Origin of the sequence: Paracoccus aminophilus JCM 7686, assembly GCF_000444995.1 — a bacterium.
In the GTDB taxonomy this organism is placed as follows: Bacteria; Pseudomonadota; Alphaproteobacteria; order Rhodobacterales; family Rhodobacteraceae; genus Paracoccus; species Paracoccus aminophilus.
The window spans coordinates 2,649,468-2,674,875 of sequence record NC_022041.1 but is presented as its reverse complement, the minus strand read 5'-3'; the positions used below and the strand labels follow the sequence as shown (position 1 = coordinate 2,674,875).

29 protein-coding genes are annotated in these 25,408 nt (G+C 63.7%); 25 read left to right on the top strand and 4 right to left on the bottom strand.

Translation table 11 applies throughout. From position 1 onward, the window contains the following. The first annotated feature begins 101 nt into the window (after positions 1 to 101). Complete coding sequence (locus JCM7686_RS25130) at positions 102 to 2,393, top strand: calcium-binding protein (protein WP_020951283.1); 2,292 nt, start codon at positions 102 to 104, stop codon at positions 2,391 to 2,393. Positions 2,394 to 2,582: 189 nt separating this feature from the next. Here the strand turns inward: JCM7686_RS25130 and mdh are convergent, their stop codons facing one another. Continuing rightward, positions 2,583 to 3,545: a malate dehydrogenase gene (gene mdh / locus JCM7686_RS13000; protein ID WP_020951282.1), complete on the bottom strand. Its 963-nt coding sequence runs from the start codon at positions 3,543 to 3,545 to the stop codon at positions 2,583 to 2,585. 256 nt (positions 3,546 to 3,801) lie between these two features. On the opposite strand from mdh, the gene JCM7686_RS12995 reads away from it, so the two are divergent. From JCM7686_RS12995 to JCM7686_RS12930, 14 genes are all read left to right on the top strand, one after another. Continuing rightward, positions 3,802 to 4,554: a sulfite exporter TauE/SafE family protein gene (locus tag JCM7686_RS12995; RefSeq protein WP_020951281.1), complete on the top strand. Its 753-nt coding sequence runs from the start codon at positions 3,802 to 3,804 to the stop codon at positions 4,552 to 4,554. A 148-nt stretch (positions 4,555 to 4,702) separates the two neighbouring features. Beyond that, positions 4,703 to 5,545, top strand: coding sequence for an HpcH/HpaI aldolase/citrate lyase family protein (locus tag JCM7686_RS12990; protein ID WP_020951280.1), 843 nt, complete (start codon positions 4,703 to 4,705; stop codon positions 5,543 to 5,545). 40 nt (positions 5,546 to 5,585) lie between these two features. Further along, positions 5,586 to 6,137 (top strand): NnrU family protein, encoded by a 552-nt coding sequence (locus JCM7686_RS12985; protein ID WP_020951279.1) that lies wholly within the window; start codon positions 5,586 to 5,588, stop codon positions 6,135 to 6,137. A gap of 1 nt (position 6,138) precedes the next feature. Then, a complete protein-coding gene (locus tag JCM7686_RS12980; RefSeq protein ID WP_020951278.1) occupies positions 6,139 to 6,345 on the top strand; it encodes a DUF1737 domain-containing protein in 207 nt (68 codons plus the stop codon). 8 nt (positions 6,346 to 6,353) lie between these two features. Then, entirely contained in the window at positions 6,354 to 7,388 is a 1,035-nt protein-coding gene (locus JCM7686_RS12975; RefSeq protein WP_020951277.1) for a MaoC family dehydratase, read from the top strand. After that, the gene (locus tag JCM7686_RS12970; RefSeq protein ID WP_020951276.1) at positions 7,385 to 7,840 is read left to right on the top strand and encodes a hypothetical protein; all 456 of its coding nucleotides are present in this window, start codon (positions 7,385 to 7,387) and stop codon (positions 7,838 to 7,840) included. The genes JCM7686_RS12975 and JCM7686_RS12970 overlap by 4 nt, the downstream gene beginning before the upstream one ends. A 240-nt stretch (positions 7,841 to 8,080) precedes the next feature. Beyond that, complete coding sequence (gene sdhC / locus JCM7686_RS12965) at positions 8,081 to 8,473, top strand: succinate dehydrogenase, cytochrome b556 subunit (protein ID WP_020951275.1); 393 nt, start codon at positions 8,081 to 8,083, stop codon at positions 8,471 to 8,473. Between the two features lie 11 nt (positions 8,474 to 8,484). Then, positions 8,485 to 8,874 (top strand): succinate dehydrogenase, hydrophobic membrane anchor protein, encoded by a 390-nt coding sequence (gene sdhD / locus JCM7686_RS12960; RefSeq protein ID WP_020951274.1) that lies wholly within the window; start codon positions 8,485 to 8,487, stop codon positions 8,872 to 8,874. Positions 8,875 to 8,882: 8 nt separating this feature from the next. Continuing rightward, positions 8,883 to 10,685: a succinate dehydrogenase flavoprotein subunit gene (gene sdhA, locus JCM7686_RS12955; RefSeq protein WP_020951273.1), complete on the top strand. Its 1,803-nt coding sequence runs from the start codon at positions 8,883 to 8,885 to the stop codon at positions 10,683 to 10,685. Further along, complete coding sequence (locus JCM7686_RS12950) at positions 10,685 to 11,062, top strand: hypothetical protein (RefSeq protein ID WP_020951272.1); 378 nt, start codon at positions 10,685 to 10,687, stop codon at positions 11,060 to 11,062. Before sdhA ends, JCM7686_RS12950 begins: the two co-directional genes overlap by 1 nt. A gap of 1 nt (position 11,063) precedes the next feature. Further along, positions 11,064 to 11,387, top strand: coding sequence for a hypothetical protein (locus JCM7686_RS12945; protein WP_020951271.1), 324 nt, complete (start codon positions 11,064 to 11,066; stop codon positions 11,385 to 11,387). Between the two features lie 106 nt (positions 11,388 to 11,493). Next, positions 11,494 to 12,273, top strand: coding sequence for a succinate dehydrogenase iron-sulfur subunit (locus JCM7686_RS12940; protein WP_020951270.1), 780 nt, complete (start codon positions 11,494 to 11,496; stop codon positions 12,271 to 12,273). Positions 12,274 to 12,468: 195 nt separating this feature from the next. Next, positions 12,469 to 13,218 carry a type I methionyl aminopeptidase gene (gene map, locus JCM7686_RS12935; RefSeq protein WP_041527350.1) on the top strand — a complete coding sequence of 250 codons (750 nt, stop codon included), beginning with the start codon at positions 12,469 to 12,471 and terminating at the stop codon, positions 13,216 to 13,218. A gap of 188 nt (positions 13,219 to 13,406) precedes the next feature. Continuing rightward, positions 13,407 to 13,736, top strand: a complete 330-nt coding sequence (locus JCM7686_RS12930; protein WP_020951268.1) for a hypothetical protein — start codon at positions 13,407 to 13,409, stop codon at positions 13,734 to 13,736. A 34-nt stretch (positions 13,737 to 13,770) separates the two neighbouring features. Here JCM7686_RS12930 and JCM7686_RS12925 read toward each other — a convergent pair whose 3' ends face one another. Beyond that, a complete protein-coding gene (locus tag JCM7686_RS12925) occupies positions 13,771 to 14,463 on the bottom strand; it encodes a metal-dependent hydrolase (RefSeq protein ID WP_041527905.1) in 693 nt (230 codons plus the stop codon). A 187-nt stretch (positions 14,464 to 14,650) separates the two neighbouring features. Here JCM7686_RS12925 and gatC point away from each other — a divergent pair, with 187 nt between their 5' ends. The 5 genes from gatC to JCM7686_RS12900 all read left to right on the top strand — a co-directional run bounded on the left by gatC (position 14,651) and on the right by JCM7686_RS12900 (position 18,234). Next, positions 14,651 to 14,938 (top strand): Asp-tRNA(Asn)/Glu-tRNA(Gln) amidotransferase subunit GatC, encoded by a 288-nt coding sequence (gene gatC, locus JCM7686_RS12920; protein ID WP_020951267.1) that lies wholly within the window; start codon positions 14,651 to 14,653, stop codon positions 14,936 to 14,938. Beyond that, a complete protein-coding gene (gatA, locus tag JCM7686_RS12915) occupies positions 14,935 to 16,416 on the top strand; it encodes an Asp-tRNA(Asn)/Glu-tRNA(Gln) amidotransferase subunit GatA (protein ID WP_020951265.1) in 1,482 nt (493 codons plus the stop codon). Before gatC ends, gatA begins: the two co-directional genes overlap by 4 nt. A gap of 22 nt (positions 16,417 to 16,438) precedes the next feature. Further along, complete coding sequence (locus tag JCM7686_RS12910; RefSeq protein ID WP_020951264.1) at positions 16,439 to 17,014, top strand: hypothetical protein; 576 nt, start codon at positions 16,439 to 16,441, stop codon at positions 17,012 to 17,014. Beyond that, complete coding sequence (locus tag JCM7686_RS12905) at positions 17,011 to 17,643, top strand: N-acetylmuramoyl-L-alanine amidase (protein WP_020951263.1); 633 nt, start codon at positions 17,011 to 17,013, stop codon at positions 17,641 to 17,643. Before JCM7686_RS12910 ends, JCM7686_RS12905 begins: the two co-directional genes overlap by 4 nt. A 162-nt stretch (positions 17,644 to 17,805) precedes the next feature. Next, on the top strand, positions 17,806 to 18,234 hold the full coding sequence (locus tag JCM7686_RS12900) for a GFA family protein (protein ID WP_020951262.1): 429 nt from the start codon (positions 17,806 to 17,808) through the stop codon (positions 18,232 to 18,234). 24 nt (positions 18,235 to 18,258) lie between these two features. Here the strand turns inward: JCM7686_RS12900 and rlmJ are convergent, their stop codons facing one another. Next, positions 18,259 to 19,035, bottom strand: coding sequence for a 23S rRNA (adenine(2030)-N(6))-methyltransferase RlmJ (gene rlmJ / locus JCM7686_RS12895; protein ID WP_041527349.1), 777 nt, complete (start codon positions 19,033 to 19,035; stop codon positions 18,259 to 18,261). A gap of 375 nt (positions 19,036 to 19,410) precedes the next feature. Continuing rightward, the gene (locus tag JCM7686_RS12890; protein ID WP_041527348.1) at positions 19,411 to 19,638 is read right to left on the bottom strand and encodes a DUF1127 domain-containing protein; all 228 of its coding nucleotides are present in this window, start codon (positions 19,636 to 19,638) and stop codon (positions 19,411 to 19,413) included. A 330-nt stretch (positions 19,639 to 19,968) separates the two neighbouring features. Here JCM7686_RS12890 and JCM7686_RS12885 point away from each other — a divergent pair, with 330 nt between their 5' ends. The 5 genes from JCM7686_RS12885 (at position 19,969) to JCM7686_RS12865 (ending at position 25,393) form a co-directional block, all read left to right on the top strand. Then, positions 19,969 to 21,063 (top strand): Mrp/NBP35 family ATP-binding protein, encoded by a 1,095-nt coding sequence (locus JCM7686_RS12885; protein ID WP_020951259.1) that lies wholly within the window; start codon positions 19,969 to 19,971, stop codon positions 21,061 to 21,063. A 706-nt stretch (positions 21,064 to 21,769) separates the two neighbouring features. Further along, entirely contained in the window at positions 21,770 to 22,285 is a 516-nt protein-coding gene (gene mraZ / locus JCM7686_RS12880; protein WP_041527903.1) for a division/cell wall cluster transcriptional repressor MraZ, read from the top strand. After that, positions 22,282 to 23,250 (top strand): 16S rRNA (cytosine(1402)-N(4))-methyltransferase RsmH, encoded by a 969-nt coding sequence (gene rsmH, locus JCM7686_RS12875; protein WP_020951257.1) that lies wholly within the window; start codon positions 22,282 to 22,284, stop codon positions 23,248 to 23,250. Before mraZ ends, rsmH begins: the two co-directional genes overlap by 4 nt. A gap of 2 nt (positions 23,251 to 23,252) precedes the next feature. Further along, positions 23,253 to 23,591, top strand: coding sequence for a cell division protein FtsL (gene ftsL, locus JCM7686_RS12870; RefSeq protein ID WP_020951256.1), 339 nt, complete (start codon positions 23,253 to 23,255; stop codon positions 23,589 to 23,591). Beyond that, positions 23,588 to 25,393 carry a peptidoglycan D,D-transpeptidase FtsI family protein gene (locus JCM7686_RS12865; RefSeq protein WP_020951255.1) on the top strand — a complete coding sequence of 602 codons (1,806 nt, stop codon included), beginning with the start codon at positions 23,588 to 23,590 and terminating at the stop codon, positions 25,391 to 25,393. Before ftsL ends, JCM7686_RS12865 begins: the two co-directional genes overlap by 4 nt. Positions 25,394 to 25,408 lie beyond the last annotated feature (15 nt).

Below are 25,408 nucleotides of genomic sequence, written 5' to 3'. Positions count from 1 at the left end.
TGCCGTTGACGGCGCTTCGCGCGAGATCTAACGCGAGTTTGCAGCGTGAGGTTTTGCCGCGCACCTGCCGCGGTTGTAGCAAAGTCTGAGGATGTGCTTCGATGCCTGATATCCCGAATAATACGTCGACGACTGCTCTCATCACCGGCACCGGAGATTTCCGCTCCTCGCTCGAGGTGAACGGAGATTCGGATTGGTGGGCGACCAATCTGAAAGCCGGGCTGACTTATGACTTCTATCTGACCGGCGATGGCACCGGCACGAATATGAACGGCCTCCTGACCCTGCGCGACGCGCTTGGCGGCAATCTGAAAGCGGCATCGGTCGGCAATTGGATCTCGTTCACGCCCCAGAGCGACGGGCGCTTCTATCTCGATGTCGCCGACAACAATCCCTATAATTCGGGCAATCCGGCGGGGGGCGCAGAAGGCCCCTATGTGCTGCGCGCCCGCATGAACGATACGGTCCTCAACAACACCGCGACGACCGCGAAGATCACCGCCAGCGGCACGATCAACGGCAGTCTCGAGACCACCAATGACAGCGACTGGTACCGGGTCGAACTGAAGGCCGGTCAACGCGTCGGCTTTTCGGTCACCCCGAATGGCAGCGCGAATATCGCGGCCGATGTCGTGATCCATGACCAATATGGCAATGTCATCAACACCGCCGGTCCCGGGCCGGGCCAGCAGGCAACGACCACGATCAACCAGACCGGCGTCTATTATATCGAGGTCCGCGACAACAATCCCTATGACGGCGCGGCCTCGGGCAATTTCAGCCTGATCTCGCGCATCAGCGACACTGTCTGGAACAACAATACGACGACCTCGCGGCTGATCGACGGCGGCCAGCTGACCAGCGCGATCGACGCGTATTACGATTCCGACTGGCACCGCTTCGATGTGGTCGCCGGGCGCAGCTATACGTTCACCATGACCGGCACTGGCGGCACCGACAGCCTGGCCTCGATGGAGCTTTACCTGCGCGATCAGGGCGGCAGCTCGATCAGCTATCGCCTCGGCTATACCAGCTCTGGTGGCGCGGTGATCACCTGGACCGCCGACCGCACCGGGACGGTGTTCCTCGACGCCGATTATCACGATTATTCGTCCCATATCGGGCGCTATAATCTCTCGGTGATCTCGAACTCCCCGACGATCACCGGCACCAGCGCCAGCGAGACGCTGAACGGCGGCGAGAACGACAACCTCATGCGCGGGGGCGCGGGCAATGACACGGTCTTCGGCAATGGCGGCAATGACCGGCTCTATGGCGAGGTTGGCGATGACGTGCTCAACGGCGGCGCGGGCAATGACACGCTCTATGGCGACGCGGGCAATGATACGCTGATCGGCGGCGCGGGCGTCGATACGGCCGATTATTCAGGCAGCGTGGCGGTGCGCGTGAACCTTGCCACCACAAGCGCCCAGAACACCGGCTACGGGCTCGATGTCCTGAGCGGGATCGAGAATGTCGTCGGCGGCGACAAGAATGACGTGCTGACCGGAGACAATGGCGCGAACCTGCTCTCGGGAGGCTTGGGCAATGACACGCTGAACGGTGGCGCGGGCAATGACACGCTCGACGGCGGCGCAGGCAATGATATGCTGATCGGCGGCGCGGGCATTGATACGGTGCTCTTCAGCGGCAAGGCGGCGATCACGGTCGATCTCAACGTCACCCGCGCGCAAAACACCGGCCAGGGGCTCGATACGATCCAGCAGGTCGAGAATGTGATCTCGGGCGACGGCAATGATCGCCTGACCGGAGACGCTGGCGCGAATATGCTGTCGGGCGGCGCGGGCAACGACACGCTTTCGGGCGGCGCTGGCAATGATGTCCTCAATGGCGGGCTCGGCAACGACCTGCTCGATGGCGGCGCGGGCGCGGATACGATCATCTTCACCTCAAACCGCAGCATCCGCGTCGATCTTGGCCTTGCCACGGCTCAGAACACCGGCGAGGGCCTCGACACGATCCGCAATATCGAGAATGCGACCGGCGGCAGCGGCAACGACCGGCTGACCGGCAATGGCGGCGCCAATGTGCTGAGCGGCGGCGCAGGCAATGACATGCTGATCGGCAATGGCGGCAATGACAAGCTCATCGGCGGAGACGGCAATGACACGCTCGTCGGCGGGCTTGGCAAGGATGTACTGACCGGCGGAGCGGGCCATGATGTCTTTGTCTTCGACGCGAAAAGCGGCGCCGACCGGATCACCGATTTCACCCGGTATGACGATACGATCCAGGTCAAATGGGCCGGGCACAGCTATGCCGATCTCGATATCCGTCAGGTCGGCGGCAATACCGTGGTCCATTTTGCTGGCACCACGATCACCGTCGTCGGTACGAGCTACCTCACCTCATCGGACTTCCATTTCGTCTGAGCGGGCGGCCTGACCAAGCGCTCGGGCCTCGCCACCCCGGCGGGGGCTTTTTGCTGCAAGCAGTGCGCGGCTCGGGCTTTCTTCATCACCCAAATACCCATTCTTCCTCTGACAACAGCGCAAAGAAAAACCCCCGGCAGCCATGGGCGCCGGGGGTTCTGTCTCTTGTCTCGTCAGATCGAGGCCAGATCAGGCCAGAGCGGGGTCGATCTCCTTGCAGGCCTTGACCAGACCTTTGACCGAATCGACCGATTTGTCGAACATCGCCTGCTCTTCGCCGTTCAGCTCGATGGCGATGACCTTCTCGATGCCATTCGCGCCAATCACGGTCGGGACGCCGACATAAAGCCCGTCAAGACCATAGGCGCCTTTGACGAAGGCCGCGCAGGGGAGGACGCGCTTTTGGTCTTTGAGATAGGCTTCCGCCATTTCGATGGCCGAGGTTGCGGGCGCATAGAAGGCCGAGCCGGTTTTCAGCAGGCCGACGATTTCGGCGCCGCCATCACGGGTGCGCTGGACGATGCCGTCGAGCTTTTCCTGCGTGGTCCAGCCGAGCTTGACCAGGTCCGGCAGCGGGATGCCGCCAACCGTCGAATAGCGCGCCAGCGGCACCATCGTATCGCCATGGCCGCCCAGAACGAAGGCGGTGACATCGCGCATCGAGACGCCGAATTCCAGCGACAGGAAGTGACGGAAGCGTGCCGAATCGAGAACGCCAGCCATGCCGACGACTTTGTTCGCGGGCAGACCCGAGAACTGCTGCAGCGCCCAGACCATCGCATCGAGCGGGTTGGTGATGCAGATCACGAAAGCGTTCGGGGCGTGCTGTTTGATGCCTTCGCCGACCGATTTCATGACCTTGAGGTTGATCCCCAGCAGGTCGTCGCGGCTCATGCCGGGTTTGCGCGGCACGCCTGCGGTGACGATGCACACATCGGCGCCCGCGATATCGGCATAATCGTTGGTGCCTTTCAGGACCGCGTCAAAGCCCTCGGACGGGCCCGATTCCGCAATGTCCAGCGCCTTGCCCTGGGGGGTGCCTTCGGAAATATCGAACAGAACGACATCGCCGAGTTCTTTCATCGCAGCCAGATGCGCCAGCGTACCGCCGATCTGTCCCGCGCCGATAAGTGCAATCTTGGGTCGGGCCATGGGATCCTCCTAGGGGAATGATTCCGGGATGGCCTAAAACTTTGGCATGTGAATCGCAAGGCAGGAGTGGCGTCGCGCCGCGAAGTTCCGTCGCTAACATCTTCAGCAAATTGTCCCAAATCCTCATTTGTTACGTCGCTGTCGCAATTGGCGAAATTTCCGCGAGGGCCAATTGCCGCCGTCGCCCGTCCGGGTCACAGAGGGGGCGAGACTTGGCCGGGCTCGCACAGATGCCCGGCAGCAGGGGACGCAAGCGATGCAGCTGGATTTTTGGGAATGGGTGGTCGCGATCCTTGCCGCCATATCGGTCGGGCTCGCGAAGGGCGGGCTGTCGATGGTCGGCACGATCTCGGTGCCGCTGATGGCTTTGGTCATGTCGCCGGTTCAAGCGGCGGGGATGCTGCTTCCGGTCTATATTCTCTCGGATATCGGCGGCTTGCTGGTCTATCGCAAACATGTCGAGCGCGCCGTCCTGCTGCGGCTTTTGCCCGGCGCGGTGCTGGGGATCGGGCTTGGCTGGGCGACGGCGAGCCTGGTCAGCGATCAGGTCGTCGAGCTGGTGGTCGGCGTGATCGGCCTTGCCTTCGCGCTCAACGCGCTGCTGCGGCGCGGCGTCGAGGCGCGCGCGCGGCGCCCCGATTGGGGGCGGGGCAGCTTCTGGGGCATGGTCGCGGGCTATACGAGCTTTGTCGCCCATGCCGGAGCCGCGCCCTATCAGGTCTATGCCCAGCCCCTGAAGATGCAGCCGCTGGTCTTTGCCGGCACGACCACGGTCTTTTTCGCGATCTGCAACTGGATCAAGCTGGTCCCCTATGCCGCAATGGGCCAGCTTTCGGCCGAAAACCTCAAGGTCGCGGCGATTTTGACGCTGCCGGCGCTTGTCGCGGTGCGGCTGGGGATCTGGATCGTGCGGCGGATGTCGCCGGGGCTCTTTTACGGGCTCATCACCTGGATGCTGCTCGCGGTCTCGCTGCGCCTGATCTGGAGCTCGGTCGCGGCGCTGATCTAGCGGCCCCGGACGCGTCCGAAGGGGGGCCAGAAGAACCCGGCTCCGACCAAAGGACAGGGCCGCTTTCGCCGCGTTGCGGCAAAATCCCCCTTGCCATTTGCGTCCTTGCGCGCCAGCGTAGCGCAAGAATATTGCTTTGAGGTTTGCGATGACACGGCCCTTCCGTTCGGTCCTTTATATCCCCGCCGCCAATCCGCGCGCGATGGAAAAGGCCCGCACTTTGCCCGTGGATGCGATCATCTTCGATCTTGAGGATGCGGTGAGCCCCACGGAAAAAGCGGCCGCGCGCGAGGCTTTGGCGCAGGCGCTGCGCGAGGATTATGGCAATCGCGCCCGGATCATCCGGATCAACGGGCTCGACACCGAATGGGGCGAGGCGGATGCGCGTCGCTTTTCGGGGCAGGGCGATGCCATCCTGATCCCCAAGGTCAGCCATCCGGGCGATCTCGACCGGGTCGCGACGCTGGTTCCCGAAACGCCGCTCTGGGCGATGATGGAAACCGCGCAAGGGATGCTCAACGCAAGTGAGATCGCCGCCCATCCGCGCCTTGCCGGGCTGGTCATGGGCACGAATGATCTCGCCAAGGAAATCAACGCCCGCTTTCGCGCCGACCGCCTGCCGATGCAGACCGGGCTTGGGCTGTGCGTTCTGGCGGCGAAGGCGCAGGGCAAGGTCGTCGTCGATGGCGTCTTCAACGCCTTTCGCGACGACGAGGGGCTGCGCGCCGAGGCCGAGCAGGGCCGCGACATGGGCTTTGATGGCAAGAGCCTGATCCATCCCGCTCAGATCGAGGTCGCGAATGAGGTCTTTGCGCCTTCGGCCCAAGAGCTCGACCTGTCCCGGCGGCAGATCGCGGCCTTTGAAGAGGCCGAGGCGCAGGGCCGGGGCATTGCCGTGGTCGATGGCCGGATCGTCGAGAACCTTCATATTGAAACCGCGCGTGCGACACTGGCGCGCGCCGAAGCGATTGCGCGCATGGCGGCAGAGTGAAAAGCTGACCCCGATTAGCATCTAGCCAAAGGATAAGCCCATGTTGATCCTCATTCTCGGCGTCGCTTTGTGGTGGCTCGCCCATCTGTTCAAGCGAATCGCCCCCGAGCGGCGCGCGGCGCTTGGCGCCAAGGGCCGTGGGCCGGTTGCGCTGGCGCTGCTGGTTTCGGTCGTGCTGATGATCATCGGCTATCGCATGACCGACGGGCCCTATTGGTGGGGCGCGACGCCCGCGCTCAAGGGCATCAACAACCTGCTCGTGCTGGCGGCTTTCTGGCTTTTTGCCGCAGATGGCATGAAAACCGCTCTGGCGCGTCGGCTGCGTCATCCGCAGCTCACCGGCTTTTCGCTTTGGGCGGTCGCGCATCTTCTGGTGAATGGCGATCTGCCCTCCTTCGTCCTTTTTGGCGGCTTGCTGATCTGGGCTTTGCTCGAAATGGTGGTGATCAACCGGGCAGAACCGAATTGGCAGCCCTCGACCAAACCCATCCTCTGGCGCAAAGAGGGCATGGCGCTGGTCGGTGCCGTGGTCGTCATGCTCGTGGTCGGGCTGATCCACCGCTGGCTGGGCTACAACCCGTTCGGAGGCTGAGATGAGCAAGATCTATCGTTTGCTGACCGAGGACGACACCTCGGACTTTTGCCACAAGGTTTCGCTGGCCCTGTCAAAGGGCTGGGAGCTTTATGGCCCCCCCTCGATGGCCTTTGACGCGGCGCGCGGCGTGATGCGGTGCGCGCAGGCCGTCACCAAAGAGATCGAGGCGGATTATCACCCCGATATGAAGCTGGGACAGCAGTAAGGGCAAAGATGACCAAGACCAATCCGGGCCGCTTTTTCGAAGATTACACGATCGGAGAGATCATTCCCCATGCCGTGCCGCGCACGGTCTCGGGGGGTGAACGGGCGCTTTATCACGCGCTCTATCCGGCCCGGCATGCGCTGCATTCGAGCGATGAGTTTGCGCGTGCCTCTGGTCTTGAGGCATCGCCGATGGACGATCTCGTGGCCTTCCACATCGTCTTTGGCAAAAGCGTCCCGGATATCAGCCTAAATGCGATTGCCAATCTCGGCTATGCCGAGGGGCGCTGGTATCTGCCGGTCTGGCCGGGCGACACGATCCGCTCGGAATCGGAGGTGATCGGGCTCAAGGAGAACTCGAACGGCCAGTCGGGCGTGCTTTATGTCCGCACCCGCGGCATCAATCAGAATGACGAGATCGTCATGGATTTCGTGCGCTGGGTGATGGTGCGCAAACGCGATGCCGCCAATCCCGCGCCCGAAACCGTGGTGCCCGATCTGGCCGCCTCCGTCGCCCCGGACCGGCTGGTCGTGCCTTCGGGGCTCGACTTTTCGGGCTATGATTTCACGCTTGCGGGCGAGCCCTACCGGCTCGGCGATTACAAGATCGGCGAGATCATCGACCATGTCGACGGGCTGACCGTCGAAGAGGCCGAGCATATGATGGCGACGCGGCTGTGGCAAAACACCGCCAAGGTCCATTTCGATGTCACCGCGCGGCCCGATGGCAAGCGGCTGATCTATGGCGGCCATATCATCTCGATCGCGCGGACGCTCTCGTTCAACGGGCTGGCGAATGCGCAGATGATGGTGGCGCTGAATGCGGGCGCTCATGCCAACCCCTGTTTCTCGGGCGATACGGTGCGCGCCTGGTCCGAGGTGCTCGATCTGGCCGAGACGCCCGCGCCGGGCGTCGGCGCGATCCGGCTGCGCACGGTTGCCCATAAGGGCGAGGCGGGCGATCACCGGCTCAAGGGCGAGGGCGGCAAGTATCTTCCTCATGTGCTGCTCGATCTGGATTATTGGGCGCTGATCCCGGCATGAGCATCCTGTCCCGCCTTGCGCTCGCCCCGCTTGCTGTGGCGCTGCTGACCGCTCCCGCCTTTGCCGACGAGCCGCCTTGCGCGCTGAACGGCCTTGCGCCGCTGCCGGTGCTCGAGAAGGCCAAGGCGGCGATTCTGGCGGGCGATTACTCGGGCTTCTATCGCGAGACCGAGAATGTCTTCCCGCAAGGCGAGGCGCCGGAAAAGGCCGCGATCGGTCCGCTGCAGACCGGGTCACCGAAGGGCTTTGACAGCTGCTCGACCATTCTGCGCCGCACTGATCCGGGCGGAATGGTGCAGGAAATCACGCTCTATACAGGGCTGAACAAATCCGGCCGTTCGGATGAGGTGGCGGCCTTTTATCTTGTCACCGCGCCGCTCAATGGCGAAACGAAGATCATCGTCTTTAGCTATAATGGCCAGATCGCCGAACTGCTTGGAGAGCTGCGATAGTTTCTAAGGAAATTAGTCGGATATCTGGCGCGGCGCCGTGAGAATCAACGACGTGATCACAGTCAGATCGGCTGTGATCACAAAACTAAGGAAAAGCCTCCTTCGACCTTTTTTGTTATCGCAAAGGCGTGACACCGGGGCCGAAAGGGGTAGAAGCGAACCGAATTTTAGCCAGCCGCGATGGCCAGCCTTGGCGTGGACGCGTGGTTCAGCACCTGAGACAATGCAGGAGAGCGCAATATGGCCGACGTGAACCGGGGCAACCGGCCGCTGTCCCCCCACTTGCAGGTCTATCGTCTTCCCATTGCGGCGATTACCTCGATCATGACCCGCATCACCGGCCACGGGCTGGTCGCGGGCGTCCTTCTTCTGGTCTGGTGGCTTGCCGCCGCCGTGACCTCGCCCGCCGCCTTCGCCTGTGCGGATTGGGTGGTCCGGTCCTGGATCGGCTTCATCATCCTGACCGGCTCGATGTGGGCGCTGTGGTATCACCTGCTCGCAGGGATCCGGCATCTCTTCTATGACGCGGGCCACGGTCTCGAGATCGAGACCGCGCGCAAATCAAGCGTCGCGGTCATTGCGGGCTCGGTCGTGCTCGCGGTGCTGACGCTCATCTTGTTCTTCGCGCTCTGAGGAGGGAAGCCATGCGTTATCTGACCCCGCGCAAAGCCGCTGAAGGCCTTGGCGCCTCGCATACCGGGACGCAGGATCACTGGTTCCTGACCGTGACCGCCGTCGCCCTTGCCGTGCTGACGCCCTGCTTCTTCCTGATCGTCGGCCGGGCCATCGGCCTGCCGCGGGAAGAGGTGATCTTGCATTTCAGCCGTCCGGTCCCCGCGATCATCACCGGGCTCTTCATCATCATCGGCATGATGCATTTCATTCGCGGCACGCGGGTGATGATTGACGATTACTTCAATCACACCGCGCGCAAAGTCGCGATCATCCTCTCTGTCATCTTCAGCTGGGCGGTCATCGCCGTGGCTGTGTATGCGCTGGCCCGGATGGGTCTTGGCGCAATCGCTCTCGTCTGAGGTCCCCAATGGCTGCTTATCCTTACGTTACGCATGATTATGATGTCGTCGTGGTGGGCGCTGGCGGGGCAGGTCTGCGCGCGACGCTTGGCATGGCCGAGCAAGGGCTGCGCACCGCCTGCGTGACCAAAGTCTTCCCGACCCGCTCGCATACCGTGGCCGCGCAGGGCGGCATTGCCGCGAGCCTTGCCAACATGGGCCCCGACAACTGGAAATGGCACCTTTACGACACCGTGAAGGGCTCGGACTGGCTGGGCGATACCGATGCGCAGGAATATCTGGTCCGCGCCGCTCCGGCTGCGGTCTATGAGCTTGAGCATTACGGCGTGCCCTTCTCGCGCACCGAAGAGGGCAAGATCTACCAGCGCCCCTTCGGCGGCCATACCACCGAATTCGGCGAGGGCCCGCCGGTCCAGCGCACCTGCGCTGCGGCTGACCGCACCGGCCACGCCATCCTGCACACGCTTTACGGGCGCTCGCTGAAGGAAAAGGCCGAGTTCTTCATTGAATATTTCGCGCTTGATCTGATCATCACCGATGGCGCCTGCACCGGCGTCGTGTGCTGGAAGCTTGATGACGGCACGATCCATGTCTTCAACGCCAAGATGGTGGTGCTGGCGACCGGCGGTTATGGCCGGTCCTATTTCAGCGCGACCTCGGCCCATACCTGCACCGGCGACGGTGGCGGCATGGTGGCGCGGGCGGGCCTGCCGCTGCAGGATATGGAATTCGTGCAGTTCCACCCGACCGGCATCTATGGCTCGGGCTGCCTCATCACCGAGGGCGCACGCGGCGAGGGCGGTTATCTCACCAACTCCGAGGGTGAGCGCTTCATGGAGCGCTATGCGCCGACCTATAAGGATCTGGCCTCGCGCGATGTCGTTTCGCGCTGCATGACCATGGAAATCCGCGAAGGCCGCGGCGTGGGCGAGCACAAGGACCACATCTTCCTGAACCTGATGCACCTGCCGCCGGAAACGCTGCATGAGCGTCTGCCCGGGATTTCGGAATCGGCCAGAATCTTTGCCGGTGTCGATGTCACGCGCGAACCGATCCCGGTTCTGCCGACGGTCCATTACAATATGGGCGGCATTCCCACCAACTATTGGGGCGAAGTGCTGAACCCGACCGCCGCAGATCCCGATGCGATCTTCCCGGGCCTGATGGCCGTGGGCGAGGCCGGTTGCGCCTCGGTGCATGGCGCGAACCGTCTGGGCTCGAACTCGCTCATCGACCTCGTGGTCTTTGGCCGCGCCGCCGCGATCAAGGCCGCCGAGGTCATCGACCGCGATGCGCCGGTGCCGTCCACCAATGTCGCGTCGGTGGAAAAGGCGCTCGACCGCTTCGACAGCCTGCGCAACGCCAATGGCACGATCTCGACCGCCGATCTGCGCCTTGAGATGCAAAAGACCATGCAGGTCGATGCTGCCGTCTTCCGCACAGACAAATCGCTCGAAGAGGGCGTCGTGAAGATGGAAGCGATCGCGGCCAAGATGAAGGATCTCAAGGTCACCGACCGCTCGCTGATCTGGAACAGCGATCTGATGGAAACGCTTGAGCTGACGAACCTCATGCCCAACGCTTTGGCAACGATTGTCGGGGCCGAGGCACGCAAGGAAAGCCGGGGCGCCCATGCCCATGAGGACTGGCCTGAGCGTGATGATGCCAACTGGCGCAAGCATTCGCTTGCATGGGTCGAGGGAGACAAGGTTAAACTCGACTATCGTCCCGTTCATCTGGACCCCCTGACCTCTGAAGCAGATGGCGGGATCGAGCTGAAAAAGATCGCACCTAAAGCGAGGGTTTACTGATGCGTCTTCGTCTTCCTCTGGTCCTTGTGACATCCGCGCTGGCTCTGTCGGGCTGCGTGGTCCAGAATCCGAACGGCATCCCGGTGGCACCGCCGCCGGTGGTGACCACCCCGATTACGCCGGTTCCGAGCGTTCCGCACTCCGATGTGCGTATCGCCATCAACCGCGAGATGAGCCGGCGTCTGCCCGGCGCCAATGTCGCACCCTATACGGACTGCATCGTCCAGAACGCGACCGCAGCAGAGCTTGCCGATATCGGCAATGTCAGCGCCAGCGGTGGCAATATCTCGGATTCGGTGGCCTCGGTCGTCGGGCGTCCCTCGACATCGCAATGTATCGCCAATGTCGCGAAAGCGGCCAAAGCGCGGTCGGTGTAAGATGGTGCGCGCCGGGATCAGCATGTTTCTGGCCGGGGCGGGGGCGTTGATGCTTTCGGCCTGCGCTCCTCAGCAGATCCCGGTCGCCCAGGCCGAGCAGCTCTGTCTGAGCTCGGCCCGCGACGCGGCGGCTGGACCTCGGACCGAGGTCGGGTTCGGCGCTGGCAGCCATGGTTTCCGGGGTGGTTTCATCTCGGTTGGCCTGTCCGGGGACAGTCTGATGGGCCGCGATCCTTCGGATGTCTATGCCCGTTGCGTGCTGCAACGCTCGGGCCAGATGCCCTCGCGGCCGCTTTACCAACAACCCGGATGGGGCGGCCGATGAGCCCCGTCTGCCTGTCGGGCGCGCCTGCCCGTTTTCCCGCCTTCGGGCGCGTGACCTCTTCGACGATCCCCGCTTGCGGGCGGTCTGACCACCAGGAGTAACCCCAATGGTCCAGTTCAATCTTCCCAAGAACTCCCGCATCCGGGTCGGCAAGACCTGGCCCAAGCCGGACGGCGCCAAGAACGTCAAGAAATTCAACATTTACCGTTGGGACCCGGATACCGGAGAGAATCCGCGGCTGGACACCTATTTCATCGATCTCGACAAATGCGGTCCGATGATGCTCGACGCGCTCATCAAGATCAAAAACGAGATCGACCCGACGCTGACCTTCCGCCGCTCGTGCCGCGAGGGGATTTGCGGCTCCTGCGCGATGAACATCGGCGGCGGCAACCATCTCGCCTGCATTTACGGCATCGACGAGGTCAAGGGCGATGTGAACATCTACCCGCTGCCGCATATGCCGGTGGTCAAGGATCTTGTCCCGGACCTGACCCATTTCTATGCCCAGCACGCTTCGGTCCATCCCTATCTGATCACCGAGACGCCGACTCCGGACAAGGAATGGCGCCAGTCGATCGAGGACCGCAAGAAGCTCGACGGGCTTTATGAATGCATCCTCTGCGCCTCTTGCTCGACCTCTTGCCCGAGCTATTGGTGGAACGGCGACCGCTATCTCGGCCCGGCGGCGCTGCTGGCGGCCTATCGCTGGATCATCGATTCGCGCGATGAGGCGACGGGCGACCGTCTGGACGAGCTCGAAGATCCCTTCAAGCTCTACCGCTGCCATACGATCATGAACTGCACCAACACCTGCCCGAAAGGGCTGAACCCGGCCAAGGCGATTGCCTCGATCAAGCATATGATGGTCGACCGCGTCGTCTGAGCCCTTGGGCGCAGGCAGAGACCGAAGGGCAGGGCGCAGGCCCTGCCTTTTGCATTCCGCGTCTCGGTTTCACGTGACGGGCTGCCGGTGACGGGCCGACAGCAACCGGCCGACAGGGATGGGGTGACATTTCGCGGCGCAGCCCCCACATCGCAACAAAGCGGCCGTTTCGGCCCCATGCACAAAGGCAGGACGATGACGATCACCAAGGAAGACGAGCTTACGCGCCTGAGAGAGATCGGGCGCATCGTCGCCGACACCCTGCGCGCCATGACCCGCGCGACCGAGCCCGGCATCACCACGCGCGAACTCGATGAGATCGGGCGCGTCTTCCTCGAACGCGAAGGCGCGGTTTCGGCGCCGCAATCGGCCTATGATTTCCCCGGCGCGACCTGCATCAGCGTGAACGAGGAAATCGCGCATGGCATTCCGGGCGCGCGCGTCATCGCGGCGGGCGATCTGGTGAATATCGACGTCTCCGCCTCGAAGAACGGCTATTTCGCCGATACCGGCGCGAGCTTCCAAGTGGCTCCGCGCCATGCCGCGCTTGATCAGCTCTGCCGGGATGGCCGTCGCGCGATGGAAATCGGCATTGCCGAGGTCGGCGCGGGCAAGCCTCTGGCCGGGATCGGCAAGGCGATCGGGCGCTTTGCCTCGGATCGCGGCTATACGCTGATTCGCAATCTCGCGAGTCATGGCATCGGCCGCGCTTTGCATGAGCATCCCGAGGCGATCCCGACCTGGCCCGAGCGCGGCGAGAAGCGGCGCATCAACAAGGGGCTGGTGCTGACGGTCGAGCCGTTTCTCTCGACCGGCGGGCAATGGGCGGGCGAGGGTGATGACGGCTGGACGCTGTACAGCGAGCCCTGCGCGCCGGTCGTTCAATATGAGCACACAGTGGTCGCAACCCAGCGCGGCGCAATCGTGCTGACCCTGCCGAGCTGAGGTTATGCCGCTGAGATGATCGTGCCTTAGGCCGCAGGCCAACACCCAGCCCAAAGCACCCGCCGCGCAAAAACGTTTCCCAAGCGCCACAGGGCCGGGGCTCTCGCGGGCTGGTCCTTTGCGCTGGCTTACTGCCGCCGTCGATTTCCCTCATATGTGTGCCATTCGTCGTGTGAGGAGCCGGATCGATGCGGGGTGTTGTGAAGCTATTGGTCGTCATCGTGCTGATCGGGCTTGGCTTTGTCTATTTCAGCCTTGGGCCCAGCTTTCTGCTGGGTGGCCCGAAGAATGCCGATATCGTGGCCCAAGCGCGGCTTGCGCTGATCGTAGGCGCACCGACCCCGGCCGAGGCCGATTTGGCGCGGCGCGCCGATCTGTCGCCGCAGGGGCTGTGCAACCGCAGCGGCGACGGCAGCTTTGCCTGCCTTGTCGATGTCTCGGTCGAGGGCACGCTCGCCCGCACCTTCGTCGCGGTGCTGCGCAAGGATGCAAACGGCAACTGGACCGCGACGCCCTGACGCCGCGATCCCCTCTGTTCTCTCGTCTTGTCCCTTAAAGCGAGATCGGAACCATGACCTCGGGCTCGATCACCTCGACGCCCGGCAGCGCCTCGATCATCGGAGCGGCCGATTGCGCGAGGAAGGGGAAGGTCTTGTAATGGCAGGGGATGACCGTCTTGAAATCAAAGTATTTCTTGGCGGCCCAGGCGGCGCGCTCCATATCCATGGTGAAATGGCCGCCCGCGCAGAGAATGCCGATATCGGGGCGGTGATATTCGCCCATCCAGCCCATATCGGCCATGATATCGGTATCGCCTGAGACATAGATGACATGGCCGTCGCCCGCGATCATATAGCCCGATTCATGCCCGGCATAGATCGGCCCGTTCGACCCGTCGAGCGAGGAAGAATGGCTTGCATTCACCATGGTGACCTTGGCCCCGCCCAGATCGACCGTGCCGCCCTTGTTGAAGCCCACGCCGCGAATGCCGTGATGGGCCTGCCAGAACGAGATCAGATCATAGATGCCGACCGCCGGAATATCGAGCTCCTTGGCCAGCGCAATCGTATCGCTTGCGTGATCGCCATGGCCGTGGGTGATCAGGATATGGGTCGCGCCCGCAATCGCCTCGGCGCGGCGATCATGCGGAAAGGCCGGGTTTTGCGAAATCCACGGATCGATCAGGATGACGGCATCTTCGATCTCGAGCCGGAAGCTGGAATGGCCAAGCCAGGTGAGTTTCATCTTGGGCTGTCCTCTTATTGGGGATGCGCCCATTTTGGCGCGGGGGCGCGGCGGCGGCAAGATCACCCCAAGATCGCCTTGGCGCGGCGCGAAAACGGGCGGGATCCAGCCTGCGGGCGCGTCGCCGCAAGCCGCTTGCCCCGACAGGCCTGCGCAGGTAAACCGGCGCCAAGCGAAAGGAATTCCCATGGCGATCACTCAGGACGAAGCTCGCAAGGTCGCGCATCTGGCCCGTATTGCGGTCAAGGATGCTGACCTGCCCGCGCTGGCACAAGAGCTGAATGGCATCCTGCATTTCATGGAACAGCTGACCGAGGTCGATGTCACGGGCGTCGAACCCATGACCGGGGTCGAGCCAATGCGTCTGAAGCGGCGGCAGGATGTCGTCACCGATGGCGAGATGCAGGACAGGATTTTGGCGAACGCGCCCGATGCGCGCGAAGGCTTTTTCGCAGTGCCGAAGGTGGTGGAATGACCGATCTGAACAAACTCACCATTGCCGCCGCCCGCGACGGGCTGCGCGCGAAGGATTTCACCGCGACCGAGCTGACCGAGGCCTGCCTGACCGCCATCAATGGCGCCGACAAGCTCAATGCTTTCGTCCACAAGACCCCCGAGATCGCCCGCGAGATGGCGGCCCGCGCCGATGCGCGTCTGGCCTCGGGCGATGCGCCTGCGATGTGCGGCATTCCGGTCGGCATCAAGGATGTGTTCTGCACCAAGGGCGTGCCCTCGCAGGCCGCGAGCCGCATTCTCGAAGGCTTCAAGCCCGAATATGAATCGACCGTGACCCAGAACCTCTGGGATGCTGGCGCGATCATGCTCGGCAAGCTCAATATGGACGAATTCGCCATGGGCTCGTCGAACGAGTCGAGCGTCTATGGCAAGGCGATCAACCCTTGGAAGATCGATGCGCGCGACCTGACGCCGGGCGGCTCTTCGGGCGGTTCGGCGGCGGCTGTGGCGGCGGATCTCTGCCTTGCTGCGACCGGCACCGATACCGGCGGCTCGATCCGCCAGCCTGCGGCCTTCACCGGCACGGTGGGCATCAAGCCGACCTATGGCCGCGTTAGCCGCTGGGGCACGATTGCCTATGCAAGCTCGCTCGATCAGGCGGGCCCGATGACCAAGACGGTGCGCGATGCGGCGATCATGCTGGGCGCGATCGCCTCGGTCGATGCCAAGGATTCGACCAGCGCCGACCGCCCAGTCCCGGATTACGAGGCCGCGCTGAGCGGAGACATTCGCGGCAAGAAGATCGGCATTCCGCGCGAATACCGCATCGAGGGCCTGAATGCCGAGGTCGATGCCGTCTGGAACAAGGCCGCCGACATGCTGCGCGATGCGGGCGCCGAGATCGTCGATATCTCGCTGCCCCACGCCAAATATGCGCTGCCCGCCTATTACGTCATCGCGCCGGCGGAGGCCTCGTCGAACCTCGCGCGCTATGACGGCGTCCGCTTTGGCCGCCGCGCGAAACTCGGCGCCGGTGACGGCATCGTCGAGATGTATGAGCGCACCCGCGCCGAAGGCTTCGGCCCCGAGGTGCAGCGCCGCGTGATGATCGGGACTTACGTTCTGTCGGCTGGCTTTTACGACGCCTATTACAACCGCGCCCGTAAAGTGCGCGCGCTGATCAAACGCGACTTCGATCAGGCCTATGCGGCGGGCGTCGATGCGATTCTCGCTCCCGCGACGCCGTCTCCGGCTTTTGGTCTGGGCGAGATGACGGGCGCCGATCCGGTCGAGATGTATCTCAACGACGTCTTCACCGTGACGCTGAACCTTGCCGGTCTGCCCGGCGTTTCGGTTCCGGTCGGGCTGTCGGCCAGCGGTCTGCCGCTTGGTATGCAGCTGATTGGCCGTCCGTGGGAGGAAGGCGAGCTGCTGAACCTTGCGCAAGTCCTCGAAAATGCGGCAGGCTTCGAGGCGAAACCGGAACGCTGGTGGTAAACCCCGGCTGGAGAGGGAAGGCATGACGATGCGGAAACTGGCGATCCTCGGGGTAATGGGCCTCGCAGTGCTCGGTCTTTCGGCTTGTAACGAAAACGCAGGCTGGAATCCGAACTACACGATGAATGCCTCGCCCTATGGCGAGTATCAGCGCGCCCGCGAAACCGCGCTGATGACCAACACGCGCGAACCGCAGGTCATCCCGATCCAGCTTCCCGCTCAAGCGCCGACCCCCGAAGATATCGCGGGCAAGCGCGAGGTGAAGGCGATGGTGACGACCAAGGTGGTGCCGGTTCAGCCCGCACAGGTCCGCGTCGCACCGGCCACGCGCGCACGCGTGATCGCCAGCGGCGACAATGCGGTGCTCGTGCGCTTCGCTCAGACCGAGAAGCAAAACCCCGGTCAGGCCCGCTATGCCCGCACCGGCGCCAATCCGGCTCAGGCGCTGAAAGCCTGCTCGCAATTCCCCAATCCGGCAATTGCGCAGACGGCCTTCCTTGCGAATGGCGGCCCGATCCTTGATCCGCAAAACCTCGATCCGGATGGCGACGGCTTCGTCTGCGGCTGGGATCCGCGCCCCTATCGGCAGGGGCTTTGAGCGCGCTTTCCCCCAATCATGGTGAGCGCCGCAATGGCGCCCGCCCGGAACTGATCGTGCTTCATTACACCGGCATGGCGGACGGTGCTTCGGCGCGCGCCCGCCTGTGCGATCCAAGCGCCGAAGTCTCGGCGCATTGGCTCCTTCACGAAACCGGTCAGGCCGAGGCTCTGGTCCCCGAAGACCGCCGTGCTTGGCACGCCGGGGCGGGTGAATGGCGCGGCCAAGGCGATATCAACTCCCGCTCTATCGGGATCGAGATCATCAACCCCGGCGACCGACCCTTCCCTGAACCACAGATGCGCGGCCTCGAAACACTCCTCGCCGCCATCCTGCAGCGCTGGTCGCTGCGACCTGAGGCGGTGATCGGCCATTCCGATATGGCACCCGATCGCAAGATTGATCCCGGCGCGAAATTCGATTGGCGCCGCCTCGCGCTGCAAGGCCTCTCAGTCTGGCCCGAAACGCCCGGCGCCGATCTGCCGCTCCAAGACAGCCTCGATGCGATCGGCTATCCGCCGGGCCCGCCCGAGATCCGGCTTGCCGCCTTCCGCCTGCGCTTTCGCCCCGGCGCCGATGGGCCCGAGGATGAAATCGACCGCCGCCTCGCCGCCGCCGTGCCGCGATGAAAGAGCGCCGCGCCCGCTTTCTTCATCACCCAAATACCCCCTTGAAAAACCCGCCGTCCCATCTTGCCCGGGGGCGCGTTCCGGCGCGATGATCGGACAAGCAAGCCCGCCAAAGACCGCGCAGACCTGACGGTCTCCCGCCCTCGAACCCGGAGAAATGCGATGACGCTTGATCTTGATCTGACCGAAAGCACCGGCGCCTGTCATTGCGGTGCCGTCCGGTTCCATGTTCGGCTATCCGAAGGGCTGCGCAGCGCGCGGCGCTGCAATTGCAGCTTTTGTCAGATGCGAGGGGCGATTGCGGTCTCGGCGCGGGTCGGAGAACTCGAGATCCTGCAAGGCGCCGATGCGCTGACGCTCTATCAATTCGGCACCAGCACGGCCAAGCATTACTTTTGCCGCCATTGCGGGATCTATACCCATCACCAGCGCCGCTCTAATCCGCAGGAATATGGCGTGAATATCGCCTGCCTGACGGGCCTCAGCCCGTTTGACTTCACCGAAGTCGAAGTGCTCAACGGGCGCGAACACCCGAGCGACAAGGCCAATGGCCGCGAGGTCGTGGGCGTTTTGCGCTTCGAGCCAAGTTAAAGCCCGACACGCCAAGGCCCGGCACTAAAGTCCCGCAAATATCGCGTCGAGGCGTCGGGTTTCCTCGTCGATGCCGAAGGGCGGATTGACCACGAACATGCCCGAGCCGACCATACCGTGACCGGGGCGTGCGGGCGGGAACTGGACCTCGTGGCGCAGCGCCTCGGGGAATGCCACCTGCAAGGCCTTCAGCATCGGCCCATGCCGGGCATCGGCAAGAAGCGGATACCATAGCGCGATCACGCCGACATTCCACTTCCGCGCGATCTGGCCGATGAAGCGCGGGATGCGGTCGTAATCGGCTTTGACCTCGAAGCTCGGATCAATCAGCAAAAGCCCGCGCCGCGGCATCGGCGGGCAAAGCGCATTGGCCATGGCAAAGCCGTCTTCACGGTGCAGATGCGCGAAGGGCGCGGCATCGGCCAGGGCATCGGCCTCGGCGGGATGCAACTCGGCCAGATGGATCACATCATCGGGGCGCAGCAGCGTCTCGGCGATCAAGGGCGAGCCGGGATAGGCATCGGGCCCATATTCACGCCGCACCGAGGCCAGCACCTGCCGCAACGGATGGGTTTCGGGCAGCCAGCCCTCGGTCAAGGCACGCGAGATCCCGGCCTCGGCCTCGCCGGTCTTGCGCGCCTCGTCGCCGCCCAGATCGTAGAGCCCGCGCCCAGCATGGGTCTCGATATAGGTCATCGGCTTCGGCTTGTCGGTCAGATAGGCCAGCATCCACGCCAGCAAGGCATGTTTCTGGAAATCCGCCAGATTCCCGGCGTGATAGGCGTGCTGATAGGACAACATCCGCTGTGGATAATCTAAGTCGCTGAAAAAGAAAAGCGGCGGTGCCCAGGGAGGAGGAGGGGGCACCGCCGCGCAACGCTGGCCCAGGGAGGAGGAGGGGCCGCGTATAGGGTGCGGCAATGGCTGGGAGGAGGAGTGCCATTACCGCTCACGAGCGACCCCAGGGAGGAGGAGGGGGCCATCGTATTCTGGTCCGCCCTGCGGCGGAGAAAGTGCGGCGACCCCAGGGAGGAGGAGGGGGTCGCCGCCTTGACACGAAGCCCAAGGGAGGAGGAGAGGGCTTCCGTGTTGGTGCGGCGACATCCTCAGGGAGGAGGAGGAGGATGTCGCCTGAACCCGGCCCCAGGGAGGAGGAGCGGGGCGGGTATGCTATTCTTAGCGCTGGCCTTTGACCGCAGATGCCGCGATCGAAGTGATGTCCAGACGGTTGATGCCCAGATCGGCAAGCTCGCGGTCGCTCAGCTGGTTCAGCTCATTCACCGTCTGGCGATAGAGCGAACGGCGGGCGAAGTAGCCAGCCAGCGCACCGAAGAAACCCGAAGCACCACCGGCCGTTGCGGTCGTGCCGCGCACCGTGCCATGATTCAGATCAAGAACTGCCATTTTCTTACTACCATTTTCGTCCTGAGGCGCAGACCGGATTGTCTGTCGCTCTGTTAGGGCCAACATGGTCGATATTCTGCGGATGCACAATGGTTGGTGCGGAAATGCTGCTATGCGGCAAGAGCATAACTCCTTCTGACATACCTGGCCTTAACCACTGAAAAGTAGGTAACATTTTCTTGAGATATGACAGTTTAAAGACGATTTGTCCTTTGCCTGTGACGGTCTGACGCGGGGTCACAATGCTTTAGGCCGGATCTGTGCGTGCTGGCTTGCCGTCAAGCGGACGAATTGCCATTCTGCGGCAAATTTGTAACGCAGGGGTGCGACATGTCGGTTTCTCGGGAAACGGTCCTCAATGAATTGGGGCGAATCGCAGTGCCCGGCGGCGGAACGCTGATTTCACGCGATCTCGTGCGGGCCTTGGCGATCGAAGATGACACGGTGCGATTCGTCATCGAGGTCGAAGATGCCGCCGCCGCGCGGGCTTTTGCGCCGGTCGAGGCCGAGGCGCAGCGCGCGCTGAAGGCTTTGGCGGGCGTGGGCAAGGTCCAGATCGTGCTGACCGCGCCCACCGCGCCGCGCGGTCAGGCCCAGCCTGCGGCAAAGCCCGCGGGCGCGCCGCCCAATCTGACCATCGGCCGCCATCCGACGCCGCAGGCCGGGCCTGCCGATGTCGCGGGGGTCAAGCGCATCATCGCGATCGGCTCGGGCAAGGGGGGGGTCGGGAAATCGACCGTGACCTCGAACCTCGCGGTTGCGCTGGCGAAGAAGGGGCGCAAGGTCGGCGTGCTCGATGCCGATATCTATGGGCCCTCACAGCCGCGGATGCTGGGCGTGACCGATCGGCCCAAAAGCGATGGCGAAACGATCGAGCCGCTTCATGCTCATGGCGTGACGCTGATGTCGCTTGGCCTTCTCATGAAAGAGGGCGAGGCGGTGGTCTGGCGCGGACCGATGCTGATGGGCGCGCTTCAGCAGATGCTGACCCAGGTGAAATGGGGCGAGCTCGACGTGCTTCTGGTCGATCTGCCGCCGGGCACCGGCGATGTGCAGCTCAGCCTGTGCCAGAAGACCAATGTCTCGGGCGCGATCATCGTCTCGACGCCGCAAGATGTCGCGCTGATCGACGCGCGCCGCGCGATTGACATGTTCAACAAGCTGAAGACGCCGATTCTCGGCATGGTTGAAAATATGTCGATGTACATCTGTCCTAATTGCGGGCATGAGGCGCATCTGTTCGGCCATGGCGGAGTCGCGGCTGAAGCGCGGCGGCTGGATCTGCCCTTCCTCGGGGAAATCCCGCTTGAGCTCGAAGTGCGTCTGGCCGGGGATGCCGGGCGTCCGGTCGCGGCGGGCGAGGGGGCGGTCTCTGACGCCTATGGCCGCTTGGCCGACCGTCTGATCGGCGGCGGAATGGCCTGAGAATGGCCTGAGGCCGAGACAGGCCGGCGTCCGCGGTTCCGAAAGGGGCAGGCGGGCGCGGGCACCGGGCGCGAGATTCTCCGCCTGGGAATTCATGGGAAGCCGTTCCGGGAATTCATGGGAACGGCGCGCCCACCCCGAATCACCCCCGCGTGAGCGCGCGTGATTCAGGGCAGAGACAGCGCTGACGTGGCCCTCCCTGCCGCTCAGATCGCGCTTCGCTCGGCGGGCTTCCGCCTTTTTGGGAAAGCATGGGATTTTATTGTCACAGGGTGGCGCCCACTAGATCTAGTGGCTCGCGATTCTCTGTCCACGACACTTGCGCGCCGATTCGACGGGATGGGAATCTGTTCACGGGCCGTTCGCAAGCGTGCCTTTGCTCACGCCCGCGTGTTGCCGAAAAACCCCGTTGCTTCCCGTGAATTCCCATGTCATCCCTTTCTCCACGGATACGGGCATCAAGGGGCGACCAAGACCCCGAGGCGATAAGCAGGCTTCATACAGGCACCCGCATCCAGACAACGACCCGAGCAGCGCGCGAGCAGCACCTCCCCCAGGTGGCGCACAAGCCGGGCGATCCCCGAAACTTCGGGGCCCAGTAATGGGACGAGGGCGGCGGATCGGGCAGTGGCAGCAGCCCGATCCGCCCTTTGCTTTTCCGGGCCAACCGGAAGGCCGAAAAGGGACAGTGGAAGGAGCGCGGTCGGTGGCGCGCAGGTTCAGAGGAACGGAAGAGGTCAAGGTTGACGCCAAGGGTCGGATCTCGATCCCTGCGAAGTTTCGCCGCGTCTTCGAATCCGCCGATCCCGACTGGACCGACAGCAATTCCCGCCCGCAGCTGGTCATCGTCTACGGCACCAAAGAGCAGAATTATCTGGCGCTCTATACGATCGAGGCGATCGAGGAAATCGACACGCTGATCTCGCAGCTCCCGCGTGGCAGCTCGCGCCGGATCTATCTGGAAACCGTGGTGAACGGGCTGTCCGAAGAATCCGAAATCGACAATGACGGCCGTCTCGGCCTGCCGCAGAAACTGCGGGAAAAGATCGGTCTGAGCGATCGCGCGGTCTTTATGGCCTCGGGCGATCATCTGAAGCTCTGGACCCCCGAAAACTACACTGCCGAGATCGAACGGATCGAAGCACAGATCCCCGAGCTTGAGCCTGGCGCAGATCCGCTTTCGCTTCTGCCCAGCCGCGACGAGCCCGGAGGCGCGCAATGAGCACTGAGACCGAACCCCATATCCCCGTCCTTCTCAACCCGATCCTGCGCGCTGTCGCGCCGGTCCATGGCATCTGGGCCGATGGCACTTTCGGCGCGGGCGGCTATAGCCGGGGCCTGCTTGACGCGGGCGCGGCGCAGGTCGTCGGCATCGACCGCGACCCTTCGGTCTTTCGCATGGCCGAAAGCTGGAGCGGGCAATATGGCGACCGCCTGAAGCTGGTTGAGGGCACCTTCTCGGATCTCGACCGTCTGGCGGGCGAGCCTTTGGACGGGGTCGTGCTTGATCTTGGCGTCAGCTCGATGCAGCTCGATCAGGCAGAGCGCGGCTTTTCCTTCCTGCGCGACGGCCCTCTCGACATGCGCATGAGCGATACCGGCCCGACGGCGGCCGAGCTTTTGAACACCGCCGAGGAAAAGACCATCGCCGATGTGCTTTACCATTACGGCGAAGAGCGCGCCTCGCGCCGCATCGCCCGCGCGATCGTCAATGCCCGGCCGCTGACGCGCACCGCGCAACTGGCCGAGGTCGTCGCGAGCTGCCTGCCGCGTCCGAAGCCGGGGCAGAGCCATGCCGCGACGCGCTCGTTCCAGGCGATCCGGATCTGGGTCAATGATGAATTCGGCCAGCTCGTCGCAGGCCTTGCCGCCGCCGAGCGCGGGCTGAAAGAGGGCGGCCAGCTCGCCGTCGTGACCTTCCATTCGCTCGAAGACCGCATCGTCAAACGCTTCATGCAGCAGCGCTCGAATTCGGCGGGCGGCGGCAGCCGCTATGCGCCGGTGGCCGAGACCGCCGCCGCCGCCTTCACGCTGCCCTTCCGCCGCGCGATCGGCCCTGACGATTCCGAACTTGATGTCAATCCGCGCGCGCGCTCGGCCTTGTTGCGCGTCGCCATCCGCACCGCCGCGCCGGCGGGGCATGTCGATCCGGCAGTGCTTGGCCTGCCGGTGCTTCCGGGGAGATAGGGATGCGTTCGATTCTCTACCTGACGACCGCTTTGGTGGTGATGGGGCTGGCCTTCTGGGCCTATCGCGAGAATTACCGCACGCAGGACGCCATCCGGAAGATGGAGGCGATCCAATATCAGATCGGTGGCTTGCGTCAGGACATCGGCACGTTGCGCGCTGAATGGTCCTATCTGAACCGGCCTGACCGGTTGCGCGAACTGGTGAACCTCAATTTCGACAAGCTGAAGCTCGTCCCGCTCAATTCCGACCAATTCGTCGACATCCGCCAAGTCGCCTATCCCGCCAAGACCGTCGCCGCGCCCGATGCAGGCACCCCCGCCGAGGAGAGCACGCCATGATCCGCAAGCCGCTGCGCCCGCTCGCGCGGATTCTCAAGGCCCGGGAAACCGGCGAGAACCCCGATGATATCGAGGCCGAAAACCGCGCGATCCGCCATGCGGAAATGCAGGACCGCGCCCGCAAGAGCGCGCAGAACCGGCTGATGTTGCTCGCCTCGGTCTTTGTCGTGGCCTTCGGCACGGTCGGTCTGCGCATGGGCGCGCTGGCCTCGGGCCAGCCAAGCGAGCCGCGCGTGCAAAGCTCGGGGGCGCAGATCATCTCGCAGCGTGCCGATATCACGGACCGCAATGGCCGGGTGCTGGCGACGAACCTGCTGACCCATTCGCTTTACGCCCATCCCCAGCAGATGATCGACCCGGACCGCGCCGCGACGGAACTTGCGCGGATTTTCCCCGATCTGAACGAAGAGCGGCTGCACAAGGATTTCACCGGCAAGCGCACTTTCCTCTGGATCAAGAAAAAGCTCTCGCCCGAGCAGATGCAGGCCGTTCATGACATTGGCGAGCCCGGGCTTCTGTTCGGCCCGCGCGAGATGCGGCTTTACCCGAATGGTCATCTCGCGAGCCATATCCTCGGCGGCGCGACCTTCGGCAATGAAGGCGTGAGCAGCGCCGAGGTTCTGGGCATGGCCGGGGTCGAGAAGGCTTTCGACAACTGGCTGCGCGATCCCGCCAATGAAGGCGCGCCGCTGAAGCTCTCGATCGACCTCTCGGCGCAGGCCGCGATGGAGGAAGTGCTCTCGAACGGCATGAAGGTGATGAACGCCAAGGGCGCCACCGCCATCTTCATGGAGATCAAGACCGGCGAGATCATCGCCATGGCGAGCCTGCCCGATTTCGATCCGAACGACCGCCCGCGTCCGCTCCTGAAGGGCGATGCCTCGGACAGCCCGCTCTTCAACCGCGCGGTGCAGGGCCAATATGAGCTTGGCTCGACCTTCAAGATTTTCCCGGTGGCGCAGGCGATTGACGCCAAGCTGATCAATCCCAAGACGATGATCAACACCCAGTCGCCGATGAAGATCGGGAAATATCTGATCCACGATTTCCACAATTACGGCGGCCAGTTGTCGGTTGCCGATATCATCGCGAAATCCTCGAACGTCGGCACGGTGCGCATCGCCCAGATGTTGGGCGTCGAGCGGCAGAAGGACTTCCTGCAAAAGCTCGGCTTCTTCGAGCCGACCCCGATCGAGATGACCGAAGGCCCGACCGGCAAGCCGCTGGTGCCGCAACGCTGGCCTGCGGTGACTTCGGCCACGGTCGCCTTCGGCCACGGCCTTGCCGCGAGCCCGCTGCATCTCGCCAGCGCCTATGCGACGATTGCCAATGACGGCAAACGCGTGCGTCCGACGCTGATCCACGGCCACAAGCATCCCGAGGGCGAGCGGCTGATTTCCTCGGGCGCGGCCAAAGTCGCGATCGACCTGCTGCGCGGCGTGGTGACGCGCGGCTCGGCGCGGTCCTCGAACGTGGTCGGCTATGAGATCGCGGGCAAGACTGGCACCGCCGACAAGCCGCGTCCGACCGGCGGCTATTACAAGAACAAGGTGGTCGCGACCTTCGCCTCGGTCTTCCCGGCGAGCGCGCCCGAATATGTGCTGGTCGTCACGCTCGACGAGCCCTCGACCGGAACCGCCGGCGGCGGCGAGTCGCGTGTGGCCGGTCTGACCGCTGTGCCGGTCGCGGCCGAGCTGATCCGGCGGCTTGCGCCGCTTGTCGGTCTGCGCCCGCAAACCGAATCCACACTGCCGGTCATTGAACCGCGCGCGCCGGACGGGCTAAAACTCGTCGCGAACTGATCAAGCGGGGGTTCC

Coding starts and splice junctions, on each gene's coding strand:
- JCM7686_RS25130 (WP_020951283.1), top strand. CDS start 102: ATGCCTGATATCCCGAATAATACGTCGACGACTGCTCTCATCACCGGC.
- mdh (WP_020951282.1), bottom strand. CDS start 3,545: ATGGCCCGACCCAAGATTGCACTTATCGGCGCGGGACAGATCGGCGGT.
- JCM7686_RS12995 (WP_020951281.1), top strand. CDS start 3,802: ATGCAGCTGGATTTTTGGGAATGGGTGGTCGCGATCCTTGCCGCCATA.
- JCM7686_RS12990 (WP_020951280.1), top strand. CDS start 4,703: ATGACACGGCCCTTCCGTTCGGTCCTTTATATCCCCGCCGCCAATCCG.
- JCM7686_RS12985 (WP_020951279.1), top strand. CDS start 5,586: ATGTTGATCCTCATTCTCGGCGTCGCTTTGTGGTGGCTCGCCCATCTG.
- JCM7686_RS12980 (WP_020951278.1), top strand. CDS start 6,139: ATGAGCAAGATCTATCGTTTGCTGACCGAGGACGACACCTCGGACTTT.
- JCM7686_RS12975 (WP_020951277.1), top strand. CDS start 6,354: ATGACCAAGACCAATCCGGGCCGCTTTTTCGAAGATTACACGATCGGA.
- JCM7686_RS12970 (WP_020951276.1), top strand. CDS start 7,385: ATGAGCATCCTGTCCCGCCTTGCGCTCGCCCCGCTTGCTGTGGCGCTG.
- sdhC (WP_020951275.1), top strand. CDS start 8,081: ATGGCCGACGTGAACCGGGGCAACCGGCCGCTGTCCCCCCACTTGCAG.
- sdhD (WP_020951274.1), top strand. CDS start 8,485: ATGCGTTATCTGACCCCGCGCAAAGCCGCTGAAGGCCTTGGCGCCTCG.
- sdhA (WP_020951273.1), top strand. CDS start 8,883: ATGGCTGCTTATCCTTACGTTACGCATGATTATGATGTCGTCGTGGTG.
- JCM7686_RS12950 (WP_020951272.1), top strand. CDS start 10,685: ATGCGTCTTCGTCTTCCTCTGGTCCTTGTGACATCCGCGCTGGCTCTG.
- JCM7686_RS12945 (WP_020951271.1), top strand. CDS start 11,064: ATGGTGCGCGCCGGGATCAGCATGTTTCTGGCCGGGGCGGGGGCGTTG.
- JCM7686_RS12940 (WP_020951270.1), top strand. CDS start 11,494: ATGGTCCAGTTCAATCTTCCCAAGAACTCCCGCATCCGGGTCGGCAAG.
- map (WP_041527350.1), top strand. CDS start 12,469: ATGACGATCACCAAGGAAGACGAGCTTACGCGCCTGAGAGAGATCGGG.
- JCM7686_RS12930 (WP_020951268.1), top strand. CDS start 13,407: ATGCGGGGTGTTGTGAAGCTATTGGTCGTCATCGTGCTGATCGGGCTT.
- JCM7686_RS12925 (WP_041527905.1), bottom strand. CDS start 14,463: ATGAAACTCACCTGGCTTGGCCATTCCAGCTTCCGGCTCGAGATCGAA.
- gatC (WP_020951267.1), top strand. CDS start 14,651: ATGGCGATCACTCAGGACGAAGCTCGCAAGGTCGCGCATCTGGCCCGT.
- gatA (WP_020951265.1), top strand. CDS start 14,935: ATGACCGATCTGAACAAACTCACCATTGCCGCCGCCCGCGACGGGCTG.
- JCM7686_RS12910 (WP_020951264.1), top strand. CDS start 16,439: ATGACGATGCGGAAACTGGCGATCCTCGGGGTAATGGGCCTCGCAGTG.
- JCM7686_RS12900 (WP_020951262.1), top strand. CDS start 17,806: ATGACGCTTGATCTTGATCTGACCGAAAGCACCGGCGCCTGTCATTGC.
- rlmJ (WP_041527349.1), bottom strand. CDS start 19,035: ATGTTGTCCTATCAGCACGCCTATCACGCCGGGAATCTGGCGGATTTC.
- JCM7686_RS12890 (WP_041527348.1), bottom strand. CDS start 19,638: ATGGCAGTTCTTGATCTGAATCATGGCACGGTGCGCGGCACGACCGCA.
- JCM7686_RS12885 (WP_020951259.1), top strand. CDS start 19,969: ATGTCGGTTTCTCGGGAAACGGTCCTCAATGAATTGGGGCGAATCGCA.
- rsmH (WP_020951257.1), top strand. CDS start 22,282: ATGAGCACTGAGACCGAACCCCATATCCCCGTCCTTCTCAACCCGATC.
- ftsL (WP_020951256.1), top strand. CDS start 23,253: ATGCGTTCGATTCTCTACCTGACGACCGCTTTGGTGGTGATGGGGCTG.
- JCM7686_RS12865 (WP_020951255.1), top strand. CDS start 23,588: ATGATCCGCAAGCCGCTGCGCCCGCTCGCGCGGATTCTCAAGGCCCGG.